The sequence below is a fragment of the Methylocystis rosea genome, from assembly GCF_003855495.1.
In the GTDB taxonomy this organism is placed as follows: Bacteria; Pseudomonadota; Alphaproteobacteria; order Rhizobiales; family Beijerinckiaceae; genus Methylocystis; species Methylocystis rosea_A.
In genome coordinates, this window is record NZ_CP034086.1 from 2,428,046 (window position 1) to 2,447,382 (window position 19,337).

A 19,337-nucleotide genomic window follows, 5' to 3' on the forward strand; every position below is an offset into this window, starting at 1 on the left:
ACGTCTCGTCTCCACGTCTCGTCTCCACGTCTCGTCTCCACGTCTCGTCTCCACGTCTCGTCTCCAGCTCACGCGTCGGGCGCGACGGAAAAGCCGGCGCCGCAAAACGCGACGAGCGCGGCTTCATCGGCGGGCTCCTCGCGCAGCGCGTCGACTCGCGCGAGCCTTGGACCCCGCCGCGCCGCAGCGATCAGCGCGTCGAGCGCCTGGCGCGGCCCCGAGACGACCGACTCGACCGCGCCGTCACGCCTGTTGCGCGCCCAGCCGGTGAGATCGAGCGCGAGCGCCTCGCGGACGAGAAAGGCGCGATAGCCGACGCCCTGCACCCGCCCTTCGATAAAAAGGCGTATGATCTCCCGATCGCTCATGATTGGACCGCGATATTGTCGATGAGCCGCGTCGCGCCAAGCTTCGCCGCGGCCAGCAGACGAATGGGACCATCCGCGAGAGAGGCGACCGGGGCGAGCGTCTGCGCATGCCGCGCTTCGAGATAGTCGACCTCGAATCCGGCGGCAGTCAGCGCGTCCCGCGCCGCGCCCGTCGCAGCGCCGATGTTCTCGCCCTTCAGGATTTGCCGGGCCGCTTCGCTCATTGCGCCGTGCAATTGCTTTGCGCGCTCACGGTCCTCGCGTGAAAGATAGACGTTGCGCGAAGACATGGCGAGGCCGTCGTCCTCGCGTAGAGTCGGCGCGCCGACGATTTCGGTGGCGATGTCGAGATCGCGCGCGAGACGCTTGATCACCAAAAGCTGCTGGTAATCCTTCTCGCCAAAGACCGCGACGTCGGCCTGCGCCTGATTGAGAAGCTTCGTCACCACCGTCGCCACGCCGGAAAAATGCGTCGGCCGAAATCGGTCTTCGAGGTCGGCGGTCGCCGGCCCCTCGATCACGACTTTCGTCGAAAAGCCCGGCGGATAGATCTCATCGACGGACGGCGCGAAGACAAGATCCACGGCGACGCTGCAAAGCTTCTCCACATCCGCCGCGAGCGTGCGGGGATAGCGGGCGAAATCTTCATTCGGGCCGAACTGCGCCGGATTGACGAAAATCGTGACGATGACGCGGTCCGCCGCCTGACGCGCCGCGTCGACGAGCGACAGATGGCCGGCGTGAAGCGCGCCCATGGTCGGCACAAGGCCGATGCGCTCGCCGGCGGCGCGGCGCGCGCGCACATAGCGGCGCAGCTCGTCGACGGCGCCGACGATCGGCGTTTTTGCATTCATGAACGTCGCCCTGATTGCGGAGCGGAAAGCAGGCTCGATAGATAGTCGACATACGGGCCCGGCAGCGCCTGCGCGCGCGCCGCGGCGATGACCGCCTCGAAATAGCCGCGGGGCGCCGCGCCGAGATCTGGCCGCGCGCCGACATAGGTCAGCGCCAGGACGGAGCCGACGGGTTCGCGCAGAATGGGCAAATTTTTCTTGGCGTAAAGACCATGGGCGACGTCTTCGTAGCGATCGAGCGCGGCGACGTCTCCGACCGCGACGTCCCACAGCACGCCATGAACGCTCATGCGGCGGTCTGTCGCGACGCTGACAAAGCCTGAAGGCATCAAAATTGTCCTGAAGCCGGCAAGCCGCCCTCGCCCGAGCAGCCGGGACCGGGGGCAGCGACCCGCCATGGCGGCGGCGTCCATGTTGGAGCCATAGGCGAAGTAGAGCGGCACGCGCAAATCCGGGTCGCGAAAAAAAAGAAGACGCGTGCTATATCACGACCGACGCGGAAGGGTGGCCGAGTGGTTTAAGGCACCGGTCTTGAAAACCGGCGTGGGGGCAACTCCACCGTGGGTTCGAATCCCACCCCTTCCGCCACTTTTATTGCTTAAGTAGTTATATTTAGTGATATTTCTAAGTCAAAGCCTTCATACGGACGCCAATTCAGCCCAGAATATATACTAATTGGCGTTGTGCTTAAATGTACGAACCTGGCCTACCAGTTTTGGGTTTTTCAATCCCAACATGTCGACGCGATTGTCTCAATCGTCGCGTCAACGAATGTCTTTCTTACGCCGTAACTCAGCTGCTGCTTTCATCCTGTGATGCGTCTTTCAGTCGTCGCCCGTATCTTCGCGATTGGCCGCGGCTATGAGGATGCCGACGATCTCGACTTCGAGGGGCGAACTCGGCGCCGTGTTGTCGAGCGAGGTTCGCGGGGCCCAGGCGCGGTTTCCGAAGCGGAAACGAGGGCCTGCCGCAGGGGAAGCGGCCGGCCCGCGCATCTCACAGCGGCTCGGAGCCGGTCATTCAGGAGCCGGCGACGCCGGCGTTCCAAATCTTCCCGCTGGCCGGAATCGTCTCGTGACAGGAGTATGGGCTGACCTTATTTTCCGCGATCCAGCGCTTCTCCGCAACGGACTCGAAGGGGGGCGGAATCTGGCCCTGAATCGACCAGAGGTCGGCGGGAAGCTCATCCACAGTGACCTCCCAGTCGAATCCGCGGTCCTTGACCCAAGGGGCGATAAAACTATCGATGGTCTGAACCCACCAGCTTCTCACCACAGCGCCATTCGCCGTTCGGGCCATCTGGTCGATTTTGAACCGCACAAACTTCGGGTGTGGCTTACCGCCGACGAAAATGTTGTTCGCCGCCACCTCTTCGAAGATAACCACGACGTAAAACGCTGGAATGGGAACCGTGCCGTACGCTTCGGTGATCTTCGCCACGAACTCCGCCTTGTCGGCATCCGAATAGGCCCCGACCGGAGTGTAAACCTTCCATAGCGGCATAGTGCTCCTCCCTCGATGTTATGGCTGCCCCTGCGCCTTCCGGGCAGGCGTCAACCAGATTGGACCGGTCCCCAGGGCGGGGAGCCAGACTGAACGACGGTGACCAGCTTGCGATTGACGAACTCACCGAAGCCCAATTCCGACAGCTCGCGGCCATAGCCCGAGCGCTTGACGCCGCCGAACGGCAGCTCGGGGGTCGTCCAGGCCGGCTGGTTTACGAAGACCATTCCGCTCTCGATCCGATCGGCGACCGCGCGGCCGCGCGCTGTATCGCCAGCGAAGACCGAGCCGCCGAGACCGAATGGGCTGGCATTGGCGAGGGCGATCGCCTCCTCCTCGGTGTCGACGACGAAAAGGGATGCGACGGGACCGAACAGCTCCTGCGCATAAATCGGATTTTCGGAGGTTATGTCCGTCAGGACCGTCGCTTGCAGATAGAAGCCCGGCCTGTCGATGCGTTCGCCGCCGACCAGGACTTTGGCGCCACCCTTCTTGGCCGCGCTGATCTGGTCGAGCAGAAGGTTCAATGCGCGTTCCGAGGACATCGGCCCGAGCCCTGTGTCTTCCGCGGTCGGCTCGCCGACTTTCAGTCCCGCCATGCCGCTGACAAAGGCGTCCTGGAACGCCTGTCCGCGCGCCTGGCCGACCACGATGATGCGCTTGGACGACACGCAGCTCTGGCCCGTGTTGAACATCCGGCCGAAGATGGCGCTCTCGACCGTGGACTCGAGCGGCGCATCATCGAGGACAATGAATGGGTCGCTGCCGCCCAGCTCGGCGACAACCTTTTTCAGATTGCGTCCAGCCCGCTCGGCCACGGCGGCGCCGGCGCGCTCGCTGCCGGTGATGGTCACCCCGACGATGCGGGGGTCGTCGATCAGGCGCCCGATCTGCTCGATGCTGGCAAAGAGGTTGGTGAAAACGCCCGCAGGCGCTCCGGCGTCGCGCATCAGCCGCTCGAACGCCAGCGCGCATTGCGGCACGCTTTCGGCGTGCTTAAGCAGCACGACATTGCCCACGGCCAGTTGCGGGCCGATCACGCGAGCCACCTGATAGTAGGGGAAATTCCACGGCTCGATTGCCAGGATCACGCCGATCGGGCGGGTCTCGAGCACGCTGTCGGGGAAGCCGGGGAAGGTCTTCGGCCTCGAGAATTCCTCGGCGTGGCTGGCGTAGTAGTCGAGGATCGCCGCGGAGAGCTGGACCTCCGCCTGGGCCGCTCCCGAGAGCTTGCCCATCTCGAGAGTGACGTAGCCGGCGTACTCATCCGCTCGCTCCCGCAGCAGCGCCGCCGCTTTAGAAAGGATCCGAGCGCGCTCCGCGACCGGGCGATCGCGCCAGTCCGTCAGGTAGGCCCATTGAGCGGTGGCGACGGCCGATTCGAGCCCCGCCTCGGAGATGTCGTCGAAGGACTTCAAATGCGCTCCCGACGCTGGGTTCACAGTTTCGTAGGCCATGCGTTTCTCCGCCGTAGTGATCGAGCCACGAAGTCTTGCTGTGCTTGCTCGTCCGTCTCATCGCGGAGCTTAGGCGTTCGCGTCGTCGTCAATAACGTCGAACTCTGCCAATCTAGGCGTTCGAACGTGCCAGGGGGCAATGCCCGGGGACTCGAGCGCCTGTTGATTTGTCGCGTCCTGTCGAGCCTCTGATCGGCCTGGCGCCGGCCGGATCATCCGTTGCGCGGCCGCAAAAGAGGTGGTCAAGTCGTGCCAGTGTCCCGACGGGGAGGAGGGATCGTTGAAAGCGATCAAGATCGTGTATCCGCTGCCAGACGACCACGACGCTCCAACGCAAAGCCTGCTCGGGTTGAGCGCGCTCGCCGCGGAATTGGGCGCGCAGGGCGTCTCCGTTGAAGACCTTTTCGCGCAGACAGGTATCCAGCCTTGCCAGTTGGAGGATCCCAGGGCGCGCATGTCGCACCGCCAGCGGCTGGCCGTTTACGCCAATGCCCGCCGACTGGCGACGCGACCGGAGATCGGCCTGCTCGCCGGCGCGCGGCAGCGGCTGAGCGACTATGGCATCTACGGTTACGCCATGGTCAGCAGCGCGACCTTCGGCCGAGCGCTGCTGCTCTCCGTCGAACATGTGACCATGGCGGGGCCGGCGGTGAGGCGGATCAGCTTCAGCATCGAAAACAACACCGCCGTTCTGCGGAGCCACGGCGTGGAGGCGCTCGGCGACTTGCTGCCCTTCGCCGCCGAGTTCTGGCGCAGCTCGATGACGTCGCTGTTCAGCCACGTCCTGGGAGGGCCATTTCCGACCAAGCGCATGATTTTCACCTTCCCGCGCCCGCAGTATTGGCGGCTCTACGAGCGGATGTTCAATTGCCCGATCGAGTTTGGCGGCGAGACCATGGAGTGGCATTTCGACCCCGCCGTCCTCGATCGATCCTGCCCGAACGCCAATCCGATCACCGCCCAGGTGTGCCAGCAATTCTGCGATCGGGTGTTGACCGAGACGACCGGCGGCGCCGACTTGGCGCGACAGATTCGCGTCGTCTGCCTCAACAGCTCGCAGCAATTTCCGCCCGCTCGGGAGATCGCGGACAAGTTGGGCCTTTCTTTGCGCACCCTGCATCGGCGGCTCTCGGAGAGCGGCGTGTCGTATCAGGGAATCATCGACGACCTGCGCCGATCGATCGCCATCGAGTATTTGGAAAACACCCGGCTGCAGATCGAAGAAGTCGCCGAACGCGTGGGCTTCGCGGATGCGACCAGTTTCCGCAAGGCCTTCAAGAAGTGGACGGGACATGCGCCGAGCGTCTATCGCGGCGGCCTGCAGGAGGGCCCCGATGGGATCCTCTCCAAGGTCGAATAGAGGCCACAAAGCACTTCTCGCTTGGCGTGATTTGACCCGTTACGATCACCTTGCGTGCGATGGTCTCGAGGGCTGGACGACCGACGAATAAAAAAGAGATGTGCGGTCCGACTGGCAGTTTCGAATACGAAAATTGGCAGAGTCGGACGTGGCTGGTTCGCCGGTTCGCCGGCACACTCCCGCCCAGCGACGCCGCGAGGCGAAACGCCAGCGTTCCAGTCAGCAGCGACGCGACTGTGGAGCGAAGAGAGATAGGGAATGACGCCCCCAGCCGTCCAGGACTCCCGAACGCCGGCGGCCGAGGCGCCCGTCCAATGGACGCTCGACGGCGCAGTCGCCGTCGTGACGATGACCAAACCGCCGCACAACCTTCTCGACGACGCCATGCTCGAGGCCCTCGTCGCCGCCTATCGGGCGGCGGTCGAGGCCGGCGCGCGCGCCATCCTGCTGCGCAGCGCCCTGCGCCATTTCTGCGCGGGCGCGGAGGTCAAGTCCTTCGGCGTCACGACGGTCATACACACCGACCCCGTCAAGTTCGCCGCCCTCTTGGAGGGCCTGGAGAGCATCCCGGTCCCGACCGTCGCCGCTCTGAACGGCGGCGTGCTGGGCGGCGGCCTGGAGATCGCGCTGACCTGCGACATGATCCTGGCCGCGGACTCCGCCTTCGTGGGCCAAGTCGAGGTCGCGGTCGGTCTTCACCCGATGCTCGGCGGAACCCAACGCCTGGTGCAGCGCGCCGGCGTCGCGCGCGCCAAGGAGATCGCGATGCTCGGCCGCCGCCACTCGCCGCAGGCCTTCGAGCGGTGGGGCGTCATCAATCTGGTCGTTCCCGAAGAGGAGCTCGGCGCCGTCTCCCTGACCTGGGCCCGACAGCTCGCCGCGGGCCCGACGCGGATTCTTGGCGGCATCAAGATGCTGGCCAATGAATCGGCGCGCGCGGGCATCGCCGCGGCCGACCGGCGCCAAGTCGAGATCAACGCGATGATCTGGGCGACCGAGGACCGGAAGCGCGGGATCGAGGCGTTCCTGAAGACTGGGCCGGGCACGGCCGTCTACGAGGGAAACTGAGATGTCCGCGCCCCTCCAAGGCCTGCGCGTCGTCGACTTCACCCGCGTTCTCGCCGGCCCCCATTGCACCAAGGCGCTACGCGACCTCGGCGCGGACGTTATCAAGATCGAGCCCCCGTCGGGCGATATCGGTCGCAAGGGCCTGCCGCACATCGGCGACATGGGCCTCTATTTCGTCCAGCAGAACGCCGGCAAACGCAACCTCAGCCTCGACCTCAACTGGAAAGAAGCGCGGGAGATCGTCATGGAGCTCTGCCGCCACGCCGACATCATCGTGGAGAATTTCCGCCCAGGCACGCTTGCGCGCTTCGACCTCTCTTACCAGGACGTGAGCGCCTACAATCCCAATATCGTCTATGTGTCGATCACTGGTTACGGCCAGTCCACATCCTGGCGCGGCCGACCCGCCTTCGCGCCCACGGTGCAATGCGAGACGGGCCATACCTCGATTGTCCACACTCACTACGGCGCCGCCCTGACCGCGCCGATGAACGACGCCGCAAGCCACGCCGACGTCTATACCGGGCTTCAGGGCGTAATTGCGGTGCTGGCCGCCCTTGAGCACCGGCACAAGACTGGGAGAGGCCAGCACGTCGACGTCTCCATGGCCGCCACCATGCTCTCGGTCAATGAGCGCGCCGGCGCTCTGCTGTCGGAGATCGACACCGAGGGGGAGCCGATCGCGCTCTCGGCCAATGAATCCCACATCTACGAGTTGCCCGGGGGCAAACGGCTGACGATCGCCGCGAGCCCGATCTACACGCCGATGTTCATGAGCTACTGCGGAATGATGCGGCGGACGGATTTGCTGGTCGATCCGCGGTTCGCCACGGCGCGGCTCCGTCGGACTAACCTCAATGCCCTCCTCGCCGAGGTGCGGGCCTGGATCCTGACCTTCGAGGACCTGGCGCAGCTGCAGACGCATGTCAGCGAAGCCGGCCTCGCAGTGGGCGAAGTCCGTTCGATCACCGAGTTCGCGAAGATGGAATGGGTCAAGGAATGGAACGCCATCGTCGAGATCGACGATCGCACCGGCGGCACGACGCCGATGCCCGGCGCTCCGTGGATCTTCAGCGGCGCCGAGCTTCCCGCGCCGGGCGCGCCGGCCTTTCAGGGCGAGCACAACGCCGAGATCTGCGCGGAAGCCAAGGTGGCGCCCGAGGCCATCCAAAGCTTGAAGGACCGACGCATCCTTCTGAGCCGCCGCAGCATCATGGGCGATTTCGATTGAGGTCATCATGGTCGCGCTCAACCACACGCACGACCCGGCCGCCCGCAGCTGGGTGGCCGGCGCCAACCGGCCCGACGGCGACTTCCCGATCCAGAATCTCCCTTTCGCGGTGTTTCAACGCCCCGACGAGCAGCATCATTGGCGGGGCGGCGTCGCAATCGGCGATCAAATCGTCGACATGCATGCGCTCGGCGACGCCGCGTTGCTCGAGGGCTCCGCCGCCGCGGCCGCGCGCGCCTGCGTCTCACCGTCCCTGAACGCCCTCTTCCGGCTCGGGCCCACCGCCTGGCGAGCTCTGCGCCACGGCCTGTTCGATCTCCTGAAGGAAGGCGCTCCGCCGGCTGGGCGCGACGCCGTGGCTGCGTGTCTGTTTCCGCGGGAGGACGCGATCTTTAAGGTCGCGGCCGACATCGGCGACTATACCGATTTCTATACCTCGCTGTTTCACGCGGACAACATCGGCCGGGCGATGGGCCTCGAGCTGGTCACGCCGAATTTTCGCTGGATGCCGCTCGCCTACCACGGCCGGGCGTCGAGCATCGGCGTCAGCGGGCGTCCGGTCCGCCGGCCCCTGGGGCAGGCCAAGCCTCCCGGCGCGGTCATCCCGCTGCTCCAGGCATGCCAGAGGCTGGACTACGAGGCCGAGCTGGCGATCTACATCGGCCAGGCCAACGCGGCCGGCGAGCGGGTCCCGATCGACGAGGCCGAGGACAAAGTGTTCGGCATCGGCCTGCTCAATGATTGGTCGGCCCGGGACGTCCAGGTCTGGGAGCAGGCGCCGCTCGGACCGTTCCTGGCGAAGAACTTCGCGACAAGCGTGTCTCCGTGGATTGTCACCCTGGAGGCGCTGGCGCCGTTTCGCGCGGCGGCGTCGCGCCCGGACGGCGATTCTCCGCCGCTACCCTATCTCGATAGCGATCGGAACCGAACGTCCGGCGGCTTCGACATCGTCCTGGAAGTCCGCTTGGCCACGGCGCGTCAGCGAGAGGCCGGCCGGTTGCCTCGGCGCGTGTCGGTCACCAGCTTTCGTCACCAATATTGGACGGTGGCGCAGATGATCGCCCACCATACGGTGAACGGCTGCAATTTGCAGATCGGCGATGTGATCGGCAGCGGCACGGTTTCCGGCCCCTGCGAAGGGGAGGCAGGGGCGCTGAGCGAGCTGAGCAAGGCCGGAAGCGCTCCCGTGCCACTGGGCGCCGGCGAGGAGCGCGCCTTCCTCGAAGACGGCGACACCGTCACCTTGTCCGGCTATTGCGCGAAGGACGGTTTCGCTCGGATCGGCTTTGGTGACTGCGCCGGCGAGGTGCAGCCGGCGCCCACATTGTAGGCCGCCGGCGACGGCGGCACCGCGCGGTCGCGTGGGCATTGCGATGATTGCGGGGCAAGGGCGCATCACGCTCGTAGGGCAGCGTCGGCAAGGGAGATGCGCGAATGTTCTCGATAACCACCATGAGGCGGCCATGATCGATAGCTTCACCGTCGAGCATTATGAGCATGTCAGCCATCGCTCCTTCGAGGATGTCGTCGCTGCCTTCGAAGCCGAGCTCGGCGTGTCGAAGACGGCGCGATTCCAAGGGAGGTGGCCGCGGCGCTGGACCGACTCGGCCGCGACACTCGCGACGTCCTCAACATCGTTCACGAGCGGTGCGGGCGATGGCTTCTCCAATGCTGATGCCTTCATCGCAAGGGTGGCGAATGATCCCGCTGTGGGGCCGGGCAACTCGACGACATGGCGACAGCTCAACACCACGCATCATATCACTCAATTGGTGAGCGATATTGCCAAGGTGCGCGGCATTTCGATCAAAAAAGCCCCGGCGTCGGAAGAGGTGCGGTTCAGCCTGATTGATTGAGTGCGAGCCCGACATCTAAGCCCCACTTTCTTATAGTGGTTTATAGCGTAGACATAGTTCTCATCTTCACCGCTCTTAGCCCGCCACACGCGCGGCGCCCACGCTATTTCAGCACGGCGCAGGCGACGCGTGCGCCGGCGCCGCCAATCGGCTGCGACATGTGATCGTCAGGGCTCGCATGCACCACGATCGCCGATCCGTCCGCGTCCAGGAGATTGGTTTTACCGCCGCTCAAGGACACGCCGTCGACGAACATTTCCGCCTGCGCGGAGCCATCTGAATATGCATAGACATTCGGCAGATCCGCCGGGTGCGGCCCCTTGGGATTAAGGAACCCGTGTTCGGCGTTTGACGGATTGATATGGCCCTTCGAGTGCATGAATTTTTCGATGTCGGAGCAGTCGCCAACTTCGTGCACATGAACGCCATGCCAGCCCGGCGCGAGCGCGCCCGGCCGCAGCATGACGCGAAGAACGACCCCATGCGGCCCCTGTTTGACCTCAATGGAGCCGATCCCCTTGCCTTTGTTGTCGACGACGTCGGCGGTTCGCTCCTCCGCGCATGCAAAGCCGGTCATGAGCGCGATTGAAACTAAGGCGAGGACAAGTTTGTCGAACATCTTTCCCTCTCACGTCTTTGCGAACCGGCGGTCGTCGCGGCGTCGCAGGATATTACGCGCGCCGACCACTGTTGTGTAAAGTGCGACTGGATAAAGAGTGAATGCGGTCAAAGCGAATATAGATCCAGCGCCCCCGACAGGCGCGTGCGATATTGTTCAAGCCGGGCTTTGTCCCTTTCCGCGGCGGCTCGCTCCACATAGGGCGCGTAATTGATGAGATTGATCGCCTTTATAATCGGCGCCATTTCGCGGATCTTCTCCTCCTTCAAGCCATAGCCGATGAGAAATTCCTGCTTGGCGTCGACCGAGAGATCATGAAGCGCCATCGAAAGATCCCAGTAGGGCGCAACGTTGGAGGCGCAGCACTCCCAATCGATCACGGCGGTGATCGCCCCAGAGGCGTCGGCGACCACGTTCTTTAGCCGCATGTCGCCGTGGTTGAGAACGGGCGACGGGTCCCAGCGCTCCATGTCGCGAACGACCGATCTCAGCCGTTTAAGCTGGCCGGCGTCCAGCATATCCTGCTCATCCAGCAGGTCGACGCGCGCTTCAATTTTCAATTCCCCGCGCAGATACTCCTTCCAAGTCTCTTTGCGCGAGAGCTGATTGCCCGACCAATCAAACGTTTGGCCAAAGCCCGATGTCTTGACGGAGTGGATCAGAGCGGTCAGTCGCCCCATTTCACGCAAAATTGTGAAGCGTTCGGGATGATGCGTCGCCTCCTGTCCCTCGACTTTCGGAAGCACCATGTAGGGCATGCCGATAATGTCGGCGCCGACCTCCAGAATTTTCGCGGTCGGCACGCCAGCCTCGCTGGCTTTGGTGATCGCCCATTGCTCTTTGAGATAATCCTTTAGTTTGTCCGGCGTTGTGTTCATGCGGACGATGAAATCACCTTCGGCGTGGCGGACCTCGAACACGAAATTGGTGATGCCGCCGCCGCGCGCCACGATGCTCTTGGGCTTTGACCCGAGGTGATGCTCGATAATTTTGCCCGCATTGGATCGCGCCTTGCGCGGATCGATTGGCGCTTCTTGCGCAGCGGTCATTGTTGCAGCGCCTCGCTCTCCAGGCCGCCAAGGCGAAACAGCAGTTCGCCAAGCTCCTGGGAGCTTTCAATCTTCACCGTCCGCAGCAGGCCCTTATATTCCAGATCGCGCGATCCGACATGGACGGCAAGGCCGACGCCGGAAAGAAATGAATCCATCGGCGTGTCGCCGCAGCCGACAGAGTCCTGCAGCTCGACGCCGAGCCGGTCCGCGATGGCGCGCACGCCGAACAATTTGTCGACGCCCTTGCGCGTCGCGAAATTCGAGCGCTTGACGTGCTGATAGGCCATCCGCCGATCCTGCGGGGCTTCGACGAGCAGAAACATCATGCAGATGTCCTGGGCCATCAAGGTATCGCGAAGATCGTCCAGCGAGAGGCAGACGATAGACGACGCGCTCGTGTATTTTGCGCGAAGATGGGGGATTTTCTCCCTGACAGGCGTCCAGATCGTCTCACCGAGAGTCCAGTCGCGCGCGTAATAGAAGACAAGAAGGTCGTCGACGTCATTCTCAAGCAGCCCGCGCACGCCCGTCAGCACCTCGTCAATTTCCAGCGGCTCAAGCGGAAAAGCGTCGAGCTCCTCGAAGACGATGTCTCCAGCCGCATCTTCTCTAAGATAGCCGACGACGCCGCCGTTGAGCGAGACAAGCGGCAAAGGCGCATTGGTGATCGAATACCACTCGCGCCCGAAGGTGCGGATGACGTTCAGCGGAAACCGCAGCGTGTTCAGCACAATGGGCCGGCCAAGATCATTGAGGCGCTTCAATCCGCAAGCGACCGGATCTGGAATGACGATCCGCCCTTCAAATTCATGCACCGCAGTTCCGTCAAGGTCGGTTATGAGCGCGCCCGCTCCGGTGAAATTGGTCTCCGCCAGAAACGCCCTGAGCTCTTCGTCGATCTGTTCTCCAAGCGCCATTCCGGGTCCTCATCCTCTGTCGCCGCGTTTCGTGCTTACACAAGCCGCGCGCTTTCGCATCGAGACCGGAGACATGGTGATCGCGCCTGCCTTAACCAGACGCAAGCCCACAGGTCGGCGTGCGCTTGACGGCGGACACTCCGTCCTATGTGGCGCCGACGCGCTTAAGCGACAGCCCTCAATCTCTAAAATCCTCGCGCCCGATCGCGCGCGAAGATTACGCTTGGCGGGCAGTCAAGCGGCCTGGCCGGCGCTTGTTACGCAAACCTTCTCAACGGCGGTCATCTCGCCAACATTTCCTTTAAGCAGCGCCCGTTCCCCGCTCGCGCCGCAATGAGACGGCCGATGTGACCCGCCGCGCTTGGGCGCTAGGCGCGCTGGCAAAAGCGGGCTGCATCTCGCAAGTTCAGGTCCGAAGATTGAAATTAAACACATCGATACGCCCGTCTATTTAGAAACAAAACGAAACTAACCAGCCGGAATCTCGACACTCCCGCGCGGAACATTGGCGCCAACTTGCTCCGCCAAGACGCGAGCAATAAGACCGATCTTCTTATGTATAAGAGACAGCAGTGAGAGATGCTTCTTACATTGCCAGCCGCATTCAGTCAGTGCTATCAAAACGCCGAAAACTTGCACTATTTACGCACCATAAGTGCGCGTCGACCTGGCTAACATCGATAGTCGCGAATATTTGCCGAAAGAATAATTTAAAATACATCGCGATCCCCTGGGGGCGTCAATGCCCAGAGTCAGGATACACTATAGAGACGGCGCTTAAGTCCGACAATGATGTCGTTGTCGCGCTGAACGCTGACTATTTCAGCATCAAGAATCATCTATCTGCGGACATGCAATGCATGCACGTTATAAGGAATCCTTTGAGTGTCGTCGTCTCCGCATACTACTCCCACCTCCGAACCCATCCGACTGATGGATGGGACCTCCTGATTGGTCAGAGGAGTGTTTTGAGGGAAGTAGACCAAGACGTCGGCATGGCCTTGACCTTGGCGTTTCTGGAATCGCGTCACTTTCAGCCGGAGACGAACGGTCCTTTGTGCGATATGATCTCGTGGAATTATGACGACTTACGGATCGTCCCGTTGCGCATGGAGGACATAACGTCAAACACAGCTAATTTCTTCCGCGTGCTGTCTCGAATGGAGGTCTTGAGAAACGCGACGATGCCTGATCCTGATAGGTTTTCGTTTGCCGCAATGACCGGCCGGCAACAGGGGGTGATAGATCTCTCGTCGCATTATCGCTGTGGAAGCAGCACTGAATGGCGCGATGCTTTGCCGAGAGGAGTTATCTTATATGTCCTTCATCATTATCGAGATTTTCTGCTACGGTTCTATCCAGAAGTTATTTTCGAAGCTGACTCCTTGAGCGCCGCCAAAGTTCGTTCGAAATCAGACTGCCTACCGGCGTGAGGAGGCGAGAGCGCCAGCGATTGGAGGCTGTCATGCGCTGCGTTGCGCGAAACAAATTGAAACAACCGCGCCAGAATCTCGACACAGCTGCGCGGAACTCTCGGTTTGGAACTCGCCGCTGCCTCGAAGCCGCGAGTAGGTGAACTCTCCGACCTTGAACAAACCCGCATCAAGCGCGGCCGATAGGCGATGGATCCTCGTCGTCGAGGACGACGAGGATATTCGATCGCTTTTATCGAAATATCTCAGCGACAACGGGTTCGAGGTGATGCTTGCCCGCGACGGCAAACAGATGGACGCGGTTCTCGCGAGCGAGCAGGTCGACCTTATCGTGCTCGACATCAACCTTCCCGGTGAGGATGGATTCTCCATCTGCATGCGCTTGCGAGACACGGGAAGTCCCCCATTGATCATGCTGACCGCGCGCGGCGAAGACACGGACCGTATACTTGGCATCGAACTTGGGGCGGACGATTATCTGGTCAAACCCTTCGTTCCGCGTGAATTGCTCGCGCGCATCGGGGCCGTCCTCCGGCGGACTGCACCGGATATTGAGTCGTCCCAGAAAATCAGCGCCTATAGCTTTTCTGGATTCTTCCTGGACTCTTCCACACGGCGCCTGTTGGGCCCGACCGGCGTACGGGTGATCCTCACGAGCACGGAATTCGACCTGTTGCTGACGCTCTGCCGCAATCCCGGAAAAATATTCTCGCGCGACGAGTTGAAGGCGTCGTCCACGACCGAGCGGAGCGTGGACATCCTGATAAGCCGGCTTCGTCAAAAGATCGAGAATGACCCGCGAGACCCGACGCTCATTCAGACGGTCCGCTCGATGGGCTATACGTTCACCGCGAAAGTCACCGTCCAGTGAGAACATCTGCGCTCCGAAACATCAATGTGCAGCTGGGACTTCTCCTCCTCCTATGCGTCGGCCTGTTCCACGCGGCGGTGACGACGATCCTTTTCCTGTCCGAACCTGCTCCCGGCCACCCTCGCGACCTGAGCGCCTCCATCGTCGTGGCGGCTTTAACCGCGTTGGACGCCGCCTCCGCAGCGGAGAGGCCAGCCATCGCAACAGGTTTTAACGAGAACTTTCCGGGGTTTCACGTCGCGCTCTCAGAGCCGGGAGTCGCCCCGCGCAACGGGGCGCAGCCCGTTTATTTTCGGTTTCGCCTCCCCGTCGGAGTCGAGATCGCAGCGCATGATGACAACAAGCGATTTAGCGGGTCGTTGCACGATGGGCAGCAATTCCTGCTCGACGCCCCGATCCGGCCTTCCGGATTTCCCCGGTTCGCGATCGTCACCCTGGGCTTCGTCGCGGTGAGTTTGTTCATCTTTTCCCTATGGGCCGCGCTGTCGCTTACGCGGCCCCTGACGAATTTCGCGGACGCCGCCGAATCCTTCGGACTCGACAGTGTTCCGGCGCAGCTCGCCGAGACAGGACCCGAAGAGGTCCGCAAGGCGACGCGGGCCTTCAACCGCATGCAGCGTCGTATCGCCGAGATGGCCTCTCAGCGAACGCGGATGTTGACGTCGGTCAGCCACGATCTTCGGACCCCGATCACGCGGATGCGTCTTCGCGCCGAATACATTGAGAGCAGCGAAACGAAAGCAAAACTGCTGCGGGACCTCGACCAAATGGAGGCGATGGTCGGCGGCTGCCTCGACTATCTGCGCGGTGGTTTCCAGCAGGAGATCGTCGCGCTGGATCTGGCGAGCCTGTTGCAGACGATTGTCGATCAGTACGTCGATGTTGGCGCCAATGCGCGCTACGACGGAATCGATCACGTCAACGTTCTAGGCAGTCCGGACAATCTTGAACGCGCATTCTCCAACCTAATCGACAATGCGGTGAAACACGGGGAAAACCCTGAAATCCGAGTGCTCGAAAGCGATGACGCAGCGGTTGTCGAGATCGCTGACAGGGGTCCAGGCATCCCCCAAGAAAGAAGGGATTTGATGCTGGAACCCTTCGAGCGAGGAGACGTAGGCGCGTCCTCGAACACAAAAGAGGGCTTCGGGCTCGGCCTGGCGATCGCGCGCGCGATCGTGGAAGCCCACCGCGGACGCCTCACGCTGGATGAGCGGACCGGCGGCGGCCTGATCGCGAGGGTATCGCTGCCCAAAACCGACCTCGAAACAAATCGAAACGAATCGAGCAAATAAATGTCCCCTGAGAGTTCGACCTTGACGCCCAAAGGGGGTCGTCGGGATGTCGATACATCAATCAATTCCAGGCCGCGCCGCGCTATCGGGTAAAACAGTCGCCGTCGTGCATCCTGCGTGGCATTCCTGCGGGACGCATCAGGTTATCGCTAGTCAGATAGAAGCCTACAAAAAGCTCGGCGCGCGTGTGCTTTCCATTGCGCTGATGGACGATGTCACGCCCTCGGTCGGCCGCGGCGCACGCTGGAAGGATTACAGGGCGCATAGTCAGGATCTCGCCGCCGACGAGAGATATGAATCGTCCGCCACGATCCCCGACCTCTTCAAGACAACGCTCCTGAAGGACGGCTGGTGGCCCCTAACGCATGGCGATCAGGCAACCTGGCTGGTGGAGCTGGTGAAGCGCGCGCCTCTTCCCGAAGCGCTCGATACGAACGCTATTGACCTGATTCACGCCAACCACTTTTTCGTCTTGCCTTTCGCCGAGAAAATGCGCGAGAGGCGCAGTATTCCCGTCGTCCTCGACACTCACGACATCCAGGCTCGGCAATACGAGCTGCGCAATCGTGCAGGCTTTAGCATTCCGCCTTACGTTGGCTATAGGAGCATGCTTGCCGTCGAACTCGATTGGATCAAGCGCGCCGACGTTTGCATTCACTTGAATTCGGAAGAGTATGCGGCGTTTCAGCAGCTTCTGCCTCTCGCGCAACACGAGCTGATCTATCCCTCGATCGCCCCTGCGCTACCTCACGACAATGGCGATCACGCTATTTTCGTCGCTGGCAACAACGCAGCCAACTACATCAGCGTTCGATGGTTCTTGAAATATATTGTGCCGCGCGTGCCTGAAATATCGATTTCAATTTTTGGCGATATCGCCGATGGCGTGAAAAGCCGTGACAGACTTCTGTACAAGGAGCATCGCAATCTGTTCCGTGGCAGAGTAGCTGAAATACAGTCTGCCTACGCCGATGCAGCTTTAGTTCTCCTCCCCACCAGAGAAGGGCACGGCCTTTCGATCAAAACCGTGGAAGCTCTCTCCAGCGGACTGCCGGTCGTCGCGACGTCGAAGGCTTTCAGAGGAATGGGGATCGATCCATCACAGCTTCGCAACGTGTTCATCGCGGACGACGCCGCCGAATTCGCCGCCGCCATGATGAAGCGTCGTGGGATGAGCGAACGAAGCGATCCGATGACGAGCGATACGCGCGCATTATACGAAGAGAGATACTCATCTGAGCGTTATGCGAGTCGGCTCGGCGACATCGCAAGCAAGTTGATGGCCCGTATGCGAGCGACGTGAGCCGATGCAATCGGCGCTGTTCTCTCGCCGCGAAGAGCAGCGGCAAAGACCAACCAATATGAAAGCACCCCGATCTTCGGAGGCGGCGCGCGTCCGCGCTTTCGGCGTACACTCTGGAGAGGAGCAAGATGGCGCAGGAAATTGAACACGAAAGCGAGGTCGCCCTTTTTCTCGCGTCGCAGATTCAGCTAGAGAACCTCGAAATGAAGCGCAGACGCATGGCGGATGCGCTCGATCCAGTGACAGCTTTCGTCTACTTCAAATTGAGAGAATTTTACTGGACTGTGACCAAGCAGCTAGGACTTGGTCATCTGCACAATGGATCGAGGACTCGCGACCGCTCGAGACTCAGGCGCCGACCTCTGTTGCCAAGAGAACTCGCCGCGGACGACACGCTCTCCTCCATCTCCTCTTGCCGTATTTTCATCGATGTAACGCCAACGCTACGTGTTGGAGGGAAAACCGGCGTGCAGCGCGTCGTTCGCGAAATAGCCAAGAGATCAATCCAGGATCGATTTGCGCTTCCCGTCGTTGTCGAAAATGGCGAACTTCTTTCGTACTACGATCATCCGTTGCTCCCGGCCTCGATCACGTTCAGGGAAGGCGACAAATTCATGCTCCTCGACGCAAGCTGGGGCATACTTTCGGAGCATCTGCCTCTTATTCAGCGTCTCGCCGATGTCGGCGGACAGCTCATAACGGTCGTACATGACCTGATCCCCTTGATCCATCCGCTCAGCGTCACGCCGCGAATGACTGAGGAATTCAACGAGTGGTTCGAAAAACTCGTGCTGAAAAGCGATCGCATCATATGCGTCTCAAAGAGCACTGCGATGGATTTCATCGCCTATGTCGCGCGCAAAGACCTCGCGACCAAGCCGCATCTTCGCATCGGCTGGTGGCGACTGGGCGCGGATTTCAACGACGAAGAGAATTCATCGATTTCTTCTGAGGCCAAAACCGTGACCGCAAGCGAAACGCCTTACTTTTTAAGCGTGGGCACTCTTGAACCGCGAAAATGCTACCCGATCGCGCTCGACGCTTTCGAACGCCTTTGGTCGCGCGGGATCGACGCGCGTTACGTCATCATTGGCCAAGCAGGTTGGCAAAGCGAATCTCTCGAACATCGCATCAAACAACACAACGAATTTGGGCGACGCCTTCTATGGCTCGATAAGGCGAGCGACGCCGATCTTCATCACTGCTATACCCATGCGCGCGCATTGGTTTATCCATCGATGATCGAAGGATTTGGCCTCCCGCTCGTTGAAGCTGGTCGTTACGGGCTTCCAGTCATCGCGTCGGATTTGCCGGTGTTCCACGAAATCGGCGGAGATCACGTCCGCTATTTCAATTTACTGGACTCGATCGACTTGGCCGACAAAATCGAGAAGCTCTATCGAGAACCGATCGAAAAAGAAAAGATGCCTGTTTATTCCTGGGACGATTCTGCGCGCAGTCTCGCCAGTCTAATCTTGAATGATGCCTATCAGACCCGCGCTGAGGTGGTCCCCGCCTGATTTGCAGTCTTGCGCTTTTCCTAGCGGCAAGACGGCGCGCTTCAATATCACTTTGCGATCACCGCGCTTGGTTCTGCGAAGCCGGATCTTGCGCAAGGCCGTCGATAAGTTCAAACATTCACATTTGGGAACTAAACTGCAGCAGCATGTGCATGAGAGATTGATTGGAAATGGCTAGGCGGCAGATTGAAACGGAGATTGAGATTGAAGCGCCCGCCAGCCGCATTTGGGCGCATTTGACGGATTTCTCCCGAATGCCGCAGTGGAATCCGTTCATTACATCGATTTCCGGGACGCTCAGTCCGGGCGCGCGGCTCTCAATTGAGCTGTCGCCGCCAGGCAAGCGCCCGATGCATTTCACGCCCGACATCCTCGCGGTTCGACGGAACAGAGAACTCCGCTGGCAGGGCCATCTCTTCATCGGCGGCATTTTCGATGGCGAGCACTATTTCTTGCTTGAGTCGCTTAGCGAAAGCCGCACGCGTTTTGTGCAGGGCGAGACCTTTTCCGGGCTTCTCGTTGGACCTCTGAGCGGCATGCTCCACGCGACACAGACGGGATTCGAGGCAATGAATCTCGCTCTCAAGCAGGTCGCCGAGCGTCGGATTCCTTAAAATCTCAATCCATCTC

General features: G+C 61.3%; 18 protein-coding genes, 1 tRNA gene and 1 pseudogene. 12 read left to right on the forward strand and 8 right to left on the reverse strand.

Annotated elements, in window-relative coordinates:
• Nucleotides 1–68: 68 nt before the first annotated feature.
• Genes EHO51_RS11735 through EHO51_RS11745 form a run of 3 tightly spaced genes read right to left on the reverse strand, consistent with a single transcriptional unit; the run spans nt 69 to nt 1,671 of the window.
• Nucleotides 69–368 carry an acylphosphatase gene (locus tag EHO51_RS11735; protein ID WP_124739052.1) on the reverse strand — a complete coding sequence of 100 codons (300 nt, stop codon included), beginning with the start codon at nt 366–368 and terminating at the stop codon, nt 69–71.
• A complete protein-coding gene (gene panC / locus EHO51_RS11740) occupies nt 365–1,222 on the reverse strand; it encodes a pantoate--beta-alanine ligase (RefSeq protein WP_124739053.1) in 858 nt (285 codons plus the stop codon). The genes EHO51_RS11735 and panC overlap by 4 nt, the downstream gene beginning before the upstream one ends.
• Entirely contained in the window at nt 1,219–1,671 is a 453-nt protein-coding gene (locus EHO51_RS11745) for a gamma-glutamylcyclotransferase family protein (protein ID WP_124739054.1), read from the reverse strand. The genes panC and EHO51_RS11745 overlap by 4 nt, the downstream gene beginning before the upstream one ends.
• A 49-nt stretch (nt 1,672–1,720) precedes the next feature.
• Here EHO51_RS11745 and EHO51_RS11750 point away from each other — a divergent pair.
• Nucleotides 1,721–1,810, forward strand: a tRNA-Ser gene (locus EHO51_RS11750).
• 432 nt (nt 1,811–2,242) lie between these two features.
• Here EHO51_RS11750 and EHO51_RS11755 read toward each other — a convergent pair.
• Nucleotides 2,243–2,725 carry a tautomerase family protein gene (locus EHO51_RS11755; protein ID WP_124739055.1) on the reverse strand — a complete coding sequence of 161 codons (483 nt, stop codon included), beginning with the start codon at nt 2,723–2,725 and terminating at the stop codon, nt 2,243–2,245.
• Between the two features lie 50 nt (nt 2,726–2,775).
• Nucleotides 2,776–4,182, reverse strand: a complete 1,407-nt coding sequence (locus tag EHO51_RS11760; RefSeq protein ID WP_124739056.1) for an NAD-dependent succinate-semialdehyde dehydrogenase — start codon at nt 4,180–4,182, stop codon at nt 2,776–2,778.
• Nucleotides 4,183–4,462: 280 nt separating this feature from the next.
• Between EHO51_RS11760 and EHO51_RS11765 the strand changes: the two genes are divergently transcribed.
• The 5 genes from EHO51_RS11765 to EHO51_RS11785 all read left to right on the forward strand — a co-directional run bounded on the left by EHO51_RS11765 (nt 4,463) and on the right by EHO51_RS11785 (nt 9,697).
• Nucleotides 4,463–5,542, forward strand: coding sequence for an AraC family transcriptional regulator (locus EHO51_RS11765; RefSeq protein ID WP_124739057.1), 1,080 nt, complete (start codon nt 4,463–4,465; stop codon nt 5,540–5,542).
• Nucleotides 5,543–5,800: 258 nt separating this feature from the next.
• Entirely contained in the window at nt 5,801–6,610 is an 810-nt protein-coding gene (locus EHO51_RS11770) for an enoyl-CoA hydratase/isomerase family protein (RefSeq protein WP_124739058.1), read from the forward strand.
• Nucleotide 6,611: 1 nt separating this feature from the next.
• Nucleotides 6,612–7,841: a CaiB/BaiF CoA transferase family protein gene (locus tag EHO51_RS11775; RefSeq protein WP_124739059.1), complete on the forward strand. Its 1,230-nt coding sequence runs from the start codon at nt 6,612–6,614 to the stop codon at nt 7,839–7,841.
• A gap of 7 nt (nt 7,842–7,848) precedes the next feature.
• Nucleotides 7,849–9,171 (forward strand): fumarylacetoacetase, encoded by a 1,323-nt coding sequence (fahA, locus tag EHO51_RS11780; protein WP_205788963.1) that lies wholly within the window; start codon nt 7,849–7,851, stop codon nt 9,169–9,171.
• 133 nt (nt 9,172–9,304) lie between these two features.
• Nucleotides 9,305–9,697, forward strand: coding sequence for a beta family protein (locus EHO51_RS11785; RefSeq protein WP_124739061.1), 393 nt, complete (start codon nt 9,305–9,307; stop codon nt 9,695–9,697).
• Between the two features lie 103 nt (nt 9,698–9,800).
• Here the strand turns inward: EHO51_RS11785 and EHO51_RS11790 are convergent, their stop codons facing one another.
• From EHO51_RS11790 to EHO51_RS11800, 3 genes are all read right to left on the reverse strand, one after another.
• Nucleotides 9,801–10,316, reverse strand: a complete 516-nt coding sequence (locus EHO51_RS11790; RefSeq protein ID WP_124739062.1) for a superoxide dismutase family protein — start codon at nt 10,314–10,316, stop codon at nt 9,801–9,803.
• A gap of 107 nt (nt 10,317–10,423) precedes the next feature.
• Complete coding sequence (locus EHO51_RS11795) at nt 10,424–11,365, reverse strand: phosphotransferase family protein (RefSeq protein WP_124739063.1); 942 nt, start codon at nt 11,363–11,365, stop codon at nt 10,424–10,426.
• On the reverse strand, nt 11,362–12,285 hold the full coding sequence (locus tag EHO51_RS11800; RefSeq protein ID WP_124739064.1) for a Cof-type HAD-IIB family hydrolase: 924 nt from the start codon (nt 12,283–12,285) through the stop codon (nt 11,362–11,364). Before EHO51_RS11800 ends, EHO51_RS11795 begins: the two co-directional genes overlap by 4 nt.
• A gap of 1,587 nt (nt 12,286–13,872) precedes the next feature.
• On the opposite strand from EHO51_RS11800, the gene EHO51_RS11810 reads away from it, so the two are divergent.
• The 6 genes and pseudogenes from EHO51_RS11810 (at nt 13,873) to EHO51_RS11830 (ending at nt 19,321) form a co-directional block, all read left to right on the forward strand.
• Nucleotides 13,873–14,589, forward strand: a complete 717-nt coding sequence (locus EHO51_RS11810; RefSeq protein ID WP_124740131.1) for a response regulator — start codon at nt 13,873–13,875, stop codon at nt 14,587–14,589.
• Nucleotides 14,590–15,038: 449 nt separating this feature from the next.
• Nucleotides 15,039–15,206 (forward strand): annotated as a pseudogene (locus EHO51_RS20870) (HAMP domain-containing protein); the annotation flags it as partial.
• Nucleotides 15,207–15,242: 36 nt separating this feature from the next.
• Nucleotides 15,243–15,884, forward strand: coding sequence for a sensor histidine kinase (locus tag EHO51_RS20875; protein WP_245434877.1), 642 nt, complete (start codon nt 15,243–15,245; stop codon nt 15,882–15,884).
• 388 nt (nt 15,885–16,272) lie between these two features.
• Nucleotides 16,273–17,187, forward strand: a complete 915-nt coding sequence (locus EHO51_RS11820) for a glycosyltransferase (RefSeq protein ID WP_245434569.1) — start codon at nt 16,273–16,275, stop codon at nt 17,185–17,187.
• Between the two features lie 128 nt (nt 17,188–17,315).
• Nucleotides 17,316–18,707, forward strand: coding sequence for a glycosyltransferase family 4 protein (locus EHO51_RS11825; protein ID WP_124739067.1), 1,392 nt, complete (start codon nt 17,316–17,318; stop codon nt 18,705–18,707).
• A gap of 170 nt (nt 18,708–18,877) precedes the next feature.
• The gene (locus EHO51_RS11830) at nt 18,878–19,321 is read left to right on the forward strand and encodes an SRPBCC domain-containing protein (RefSeq protein WP_124739068.1); all 444 of its coding nucleotides are present in this window, start codon (nt 18,878–18,880) and stop codon (nt 19,319–19,321) included.
• The last annotated feature ends 16 nt before the right edge of the window (nt 19,322–19,337 follow it).

Coding starts and splice junctions, on each gene's coding strand:
- EHO51_RS11775 (WP_124739059.1), top strand. CDS start 6,612: ATGTCCGCGCCCCTCCAAGGCCTGCGCGTCGTCGACTTCACCCGCGTT.
- EHO51_RS11755 (WP_124739055.1), bottom strand. CDS start 2,725: ATGCCGCTATGGAAGGTTTACACTCCGGTCGGGGCCTATTCGGATGCC.
- EHO51_RS20875 (WP_245434877.1), top strand. CDS start 15,243: ATGTTGACGTCGGTCAGCCACGATCTTCGGACCCCGATCACGCGGATG.
- panC (WP_124739053.1), bottom strand. CDS start 1,222: ATGAATGCAAAAACGCCGATCGTCGGCGCCGTCGACGAGCTGCGCCGC.
- EHO51_RS11735 (WP_124739052.1), bottom strand. CDS start 368: ATGAGCGATCGGGAGATCATACGCCTTTTTATCGAAGGGCGGGTGCAG.
- EHO51_RS11825 (WP_124739067.1), top strand. CDS start 17,316: ATGGCGCAGGAAATTGAACACGAAAGCGAGGTCGCCCTTTTTCTCGCG.
- EHO51_RS11795 (WP_124739063.1), bottom strand. CDS start 11,365: ATGACCGCTGCGCAAGAAGCGCCAATCGATCCGCGCAAGGCGCGATCC.
- EHO51_RS11790 (WP_124739062.1), bottom strand. CDS start 10,316: ATGTTCGACAAACTTGTCCTCGCCTTAGTTTCAATCGCGCTCATGACC.
- EHO51_RS11830 (WP_124739068.1), top strand. CDS start 18,878: ATGGCTAGGCGGCAGATTGAAACGGAGATTGAGATTGAAGCGCCCGCC.
- EHO51_RS11770 (WP_124739058.1), top strand. CDS start 5,801: ATGACGCCCCCAGCCGTCCAGGACTCCCGAACGCCGGCGGCCGAGGCG.
- fahA (WP_205788963.1), top strand. CDS start 7,849: ATGGTCGCGCTCAACCACACGCACGACCCGGCCGCCCGCAGCTGGGTG.
- EHO51_RS11760 (WP_124739056.1), bottom strand. CDS start 4,182: ATGGCCTACGAAACTGTGAACCCAGCGTCGGGAGCGCATTTGAAGTCC.
- EHO51_RS11785 (WP_124739061.1), top strand. CDS start 9,305: ATGATCGATAGCTTCACCGTCGAGCATTATGAGCATGTCAGCCATCGC.
- EHO51_RS11800 (WP_124739064.1), bottom strand. CDS start 12,285: ATGGCGCTTGGAGAACAGATCGACGAAGAGCTCAGGGCGTTTCTGGCG.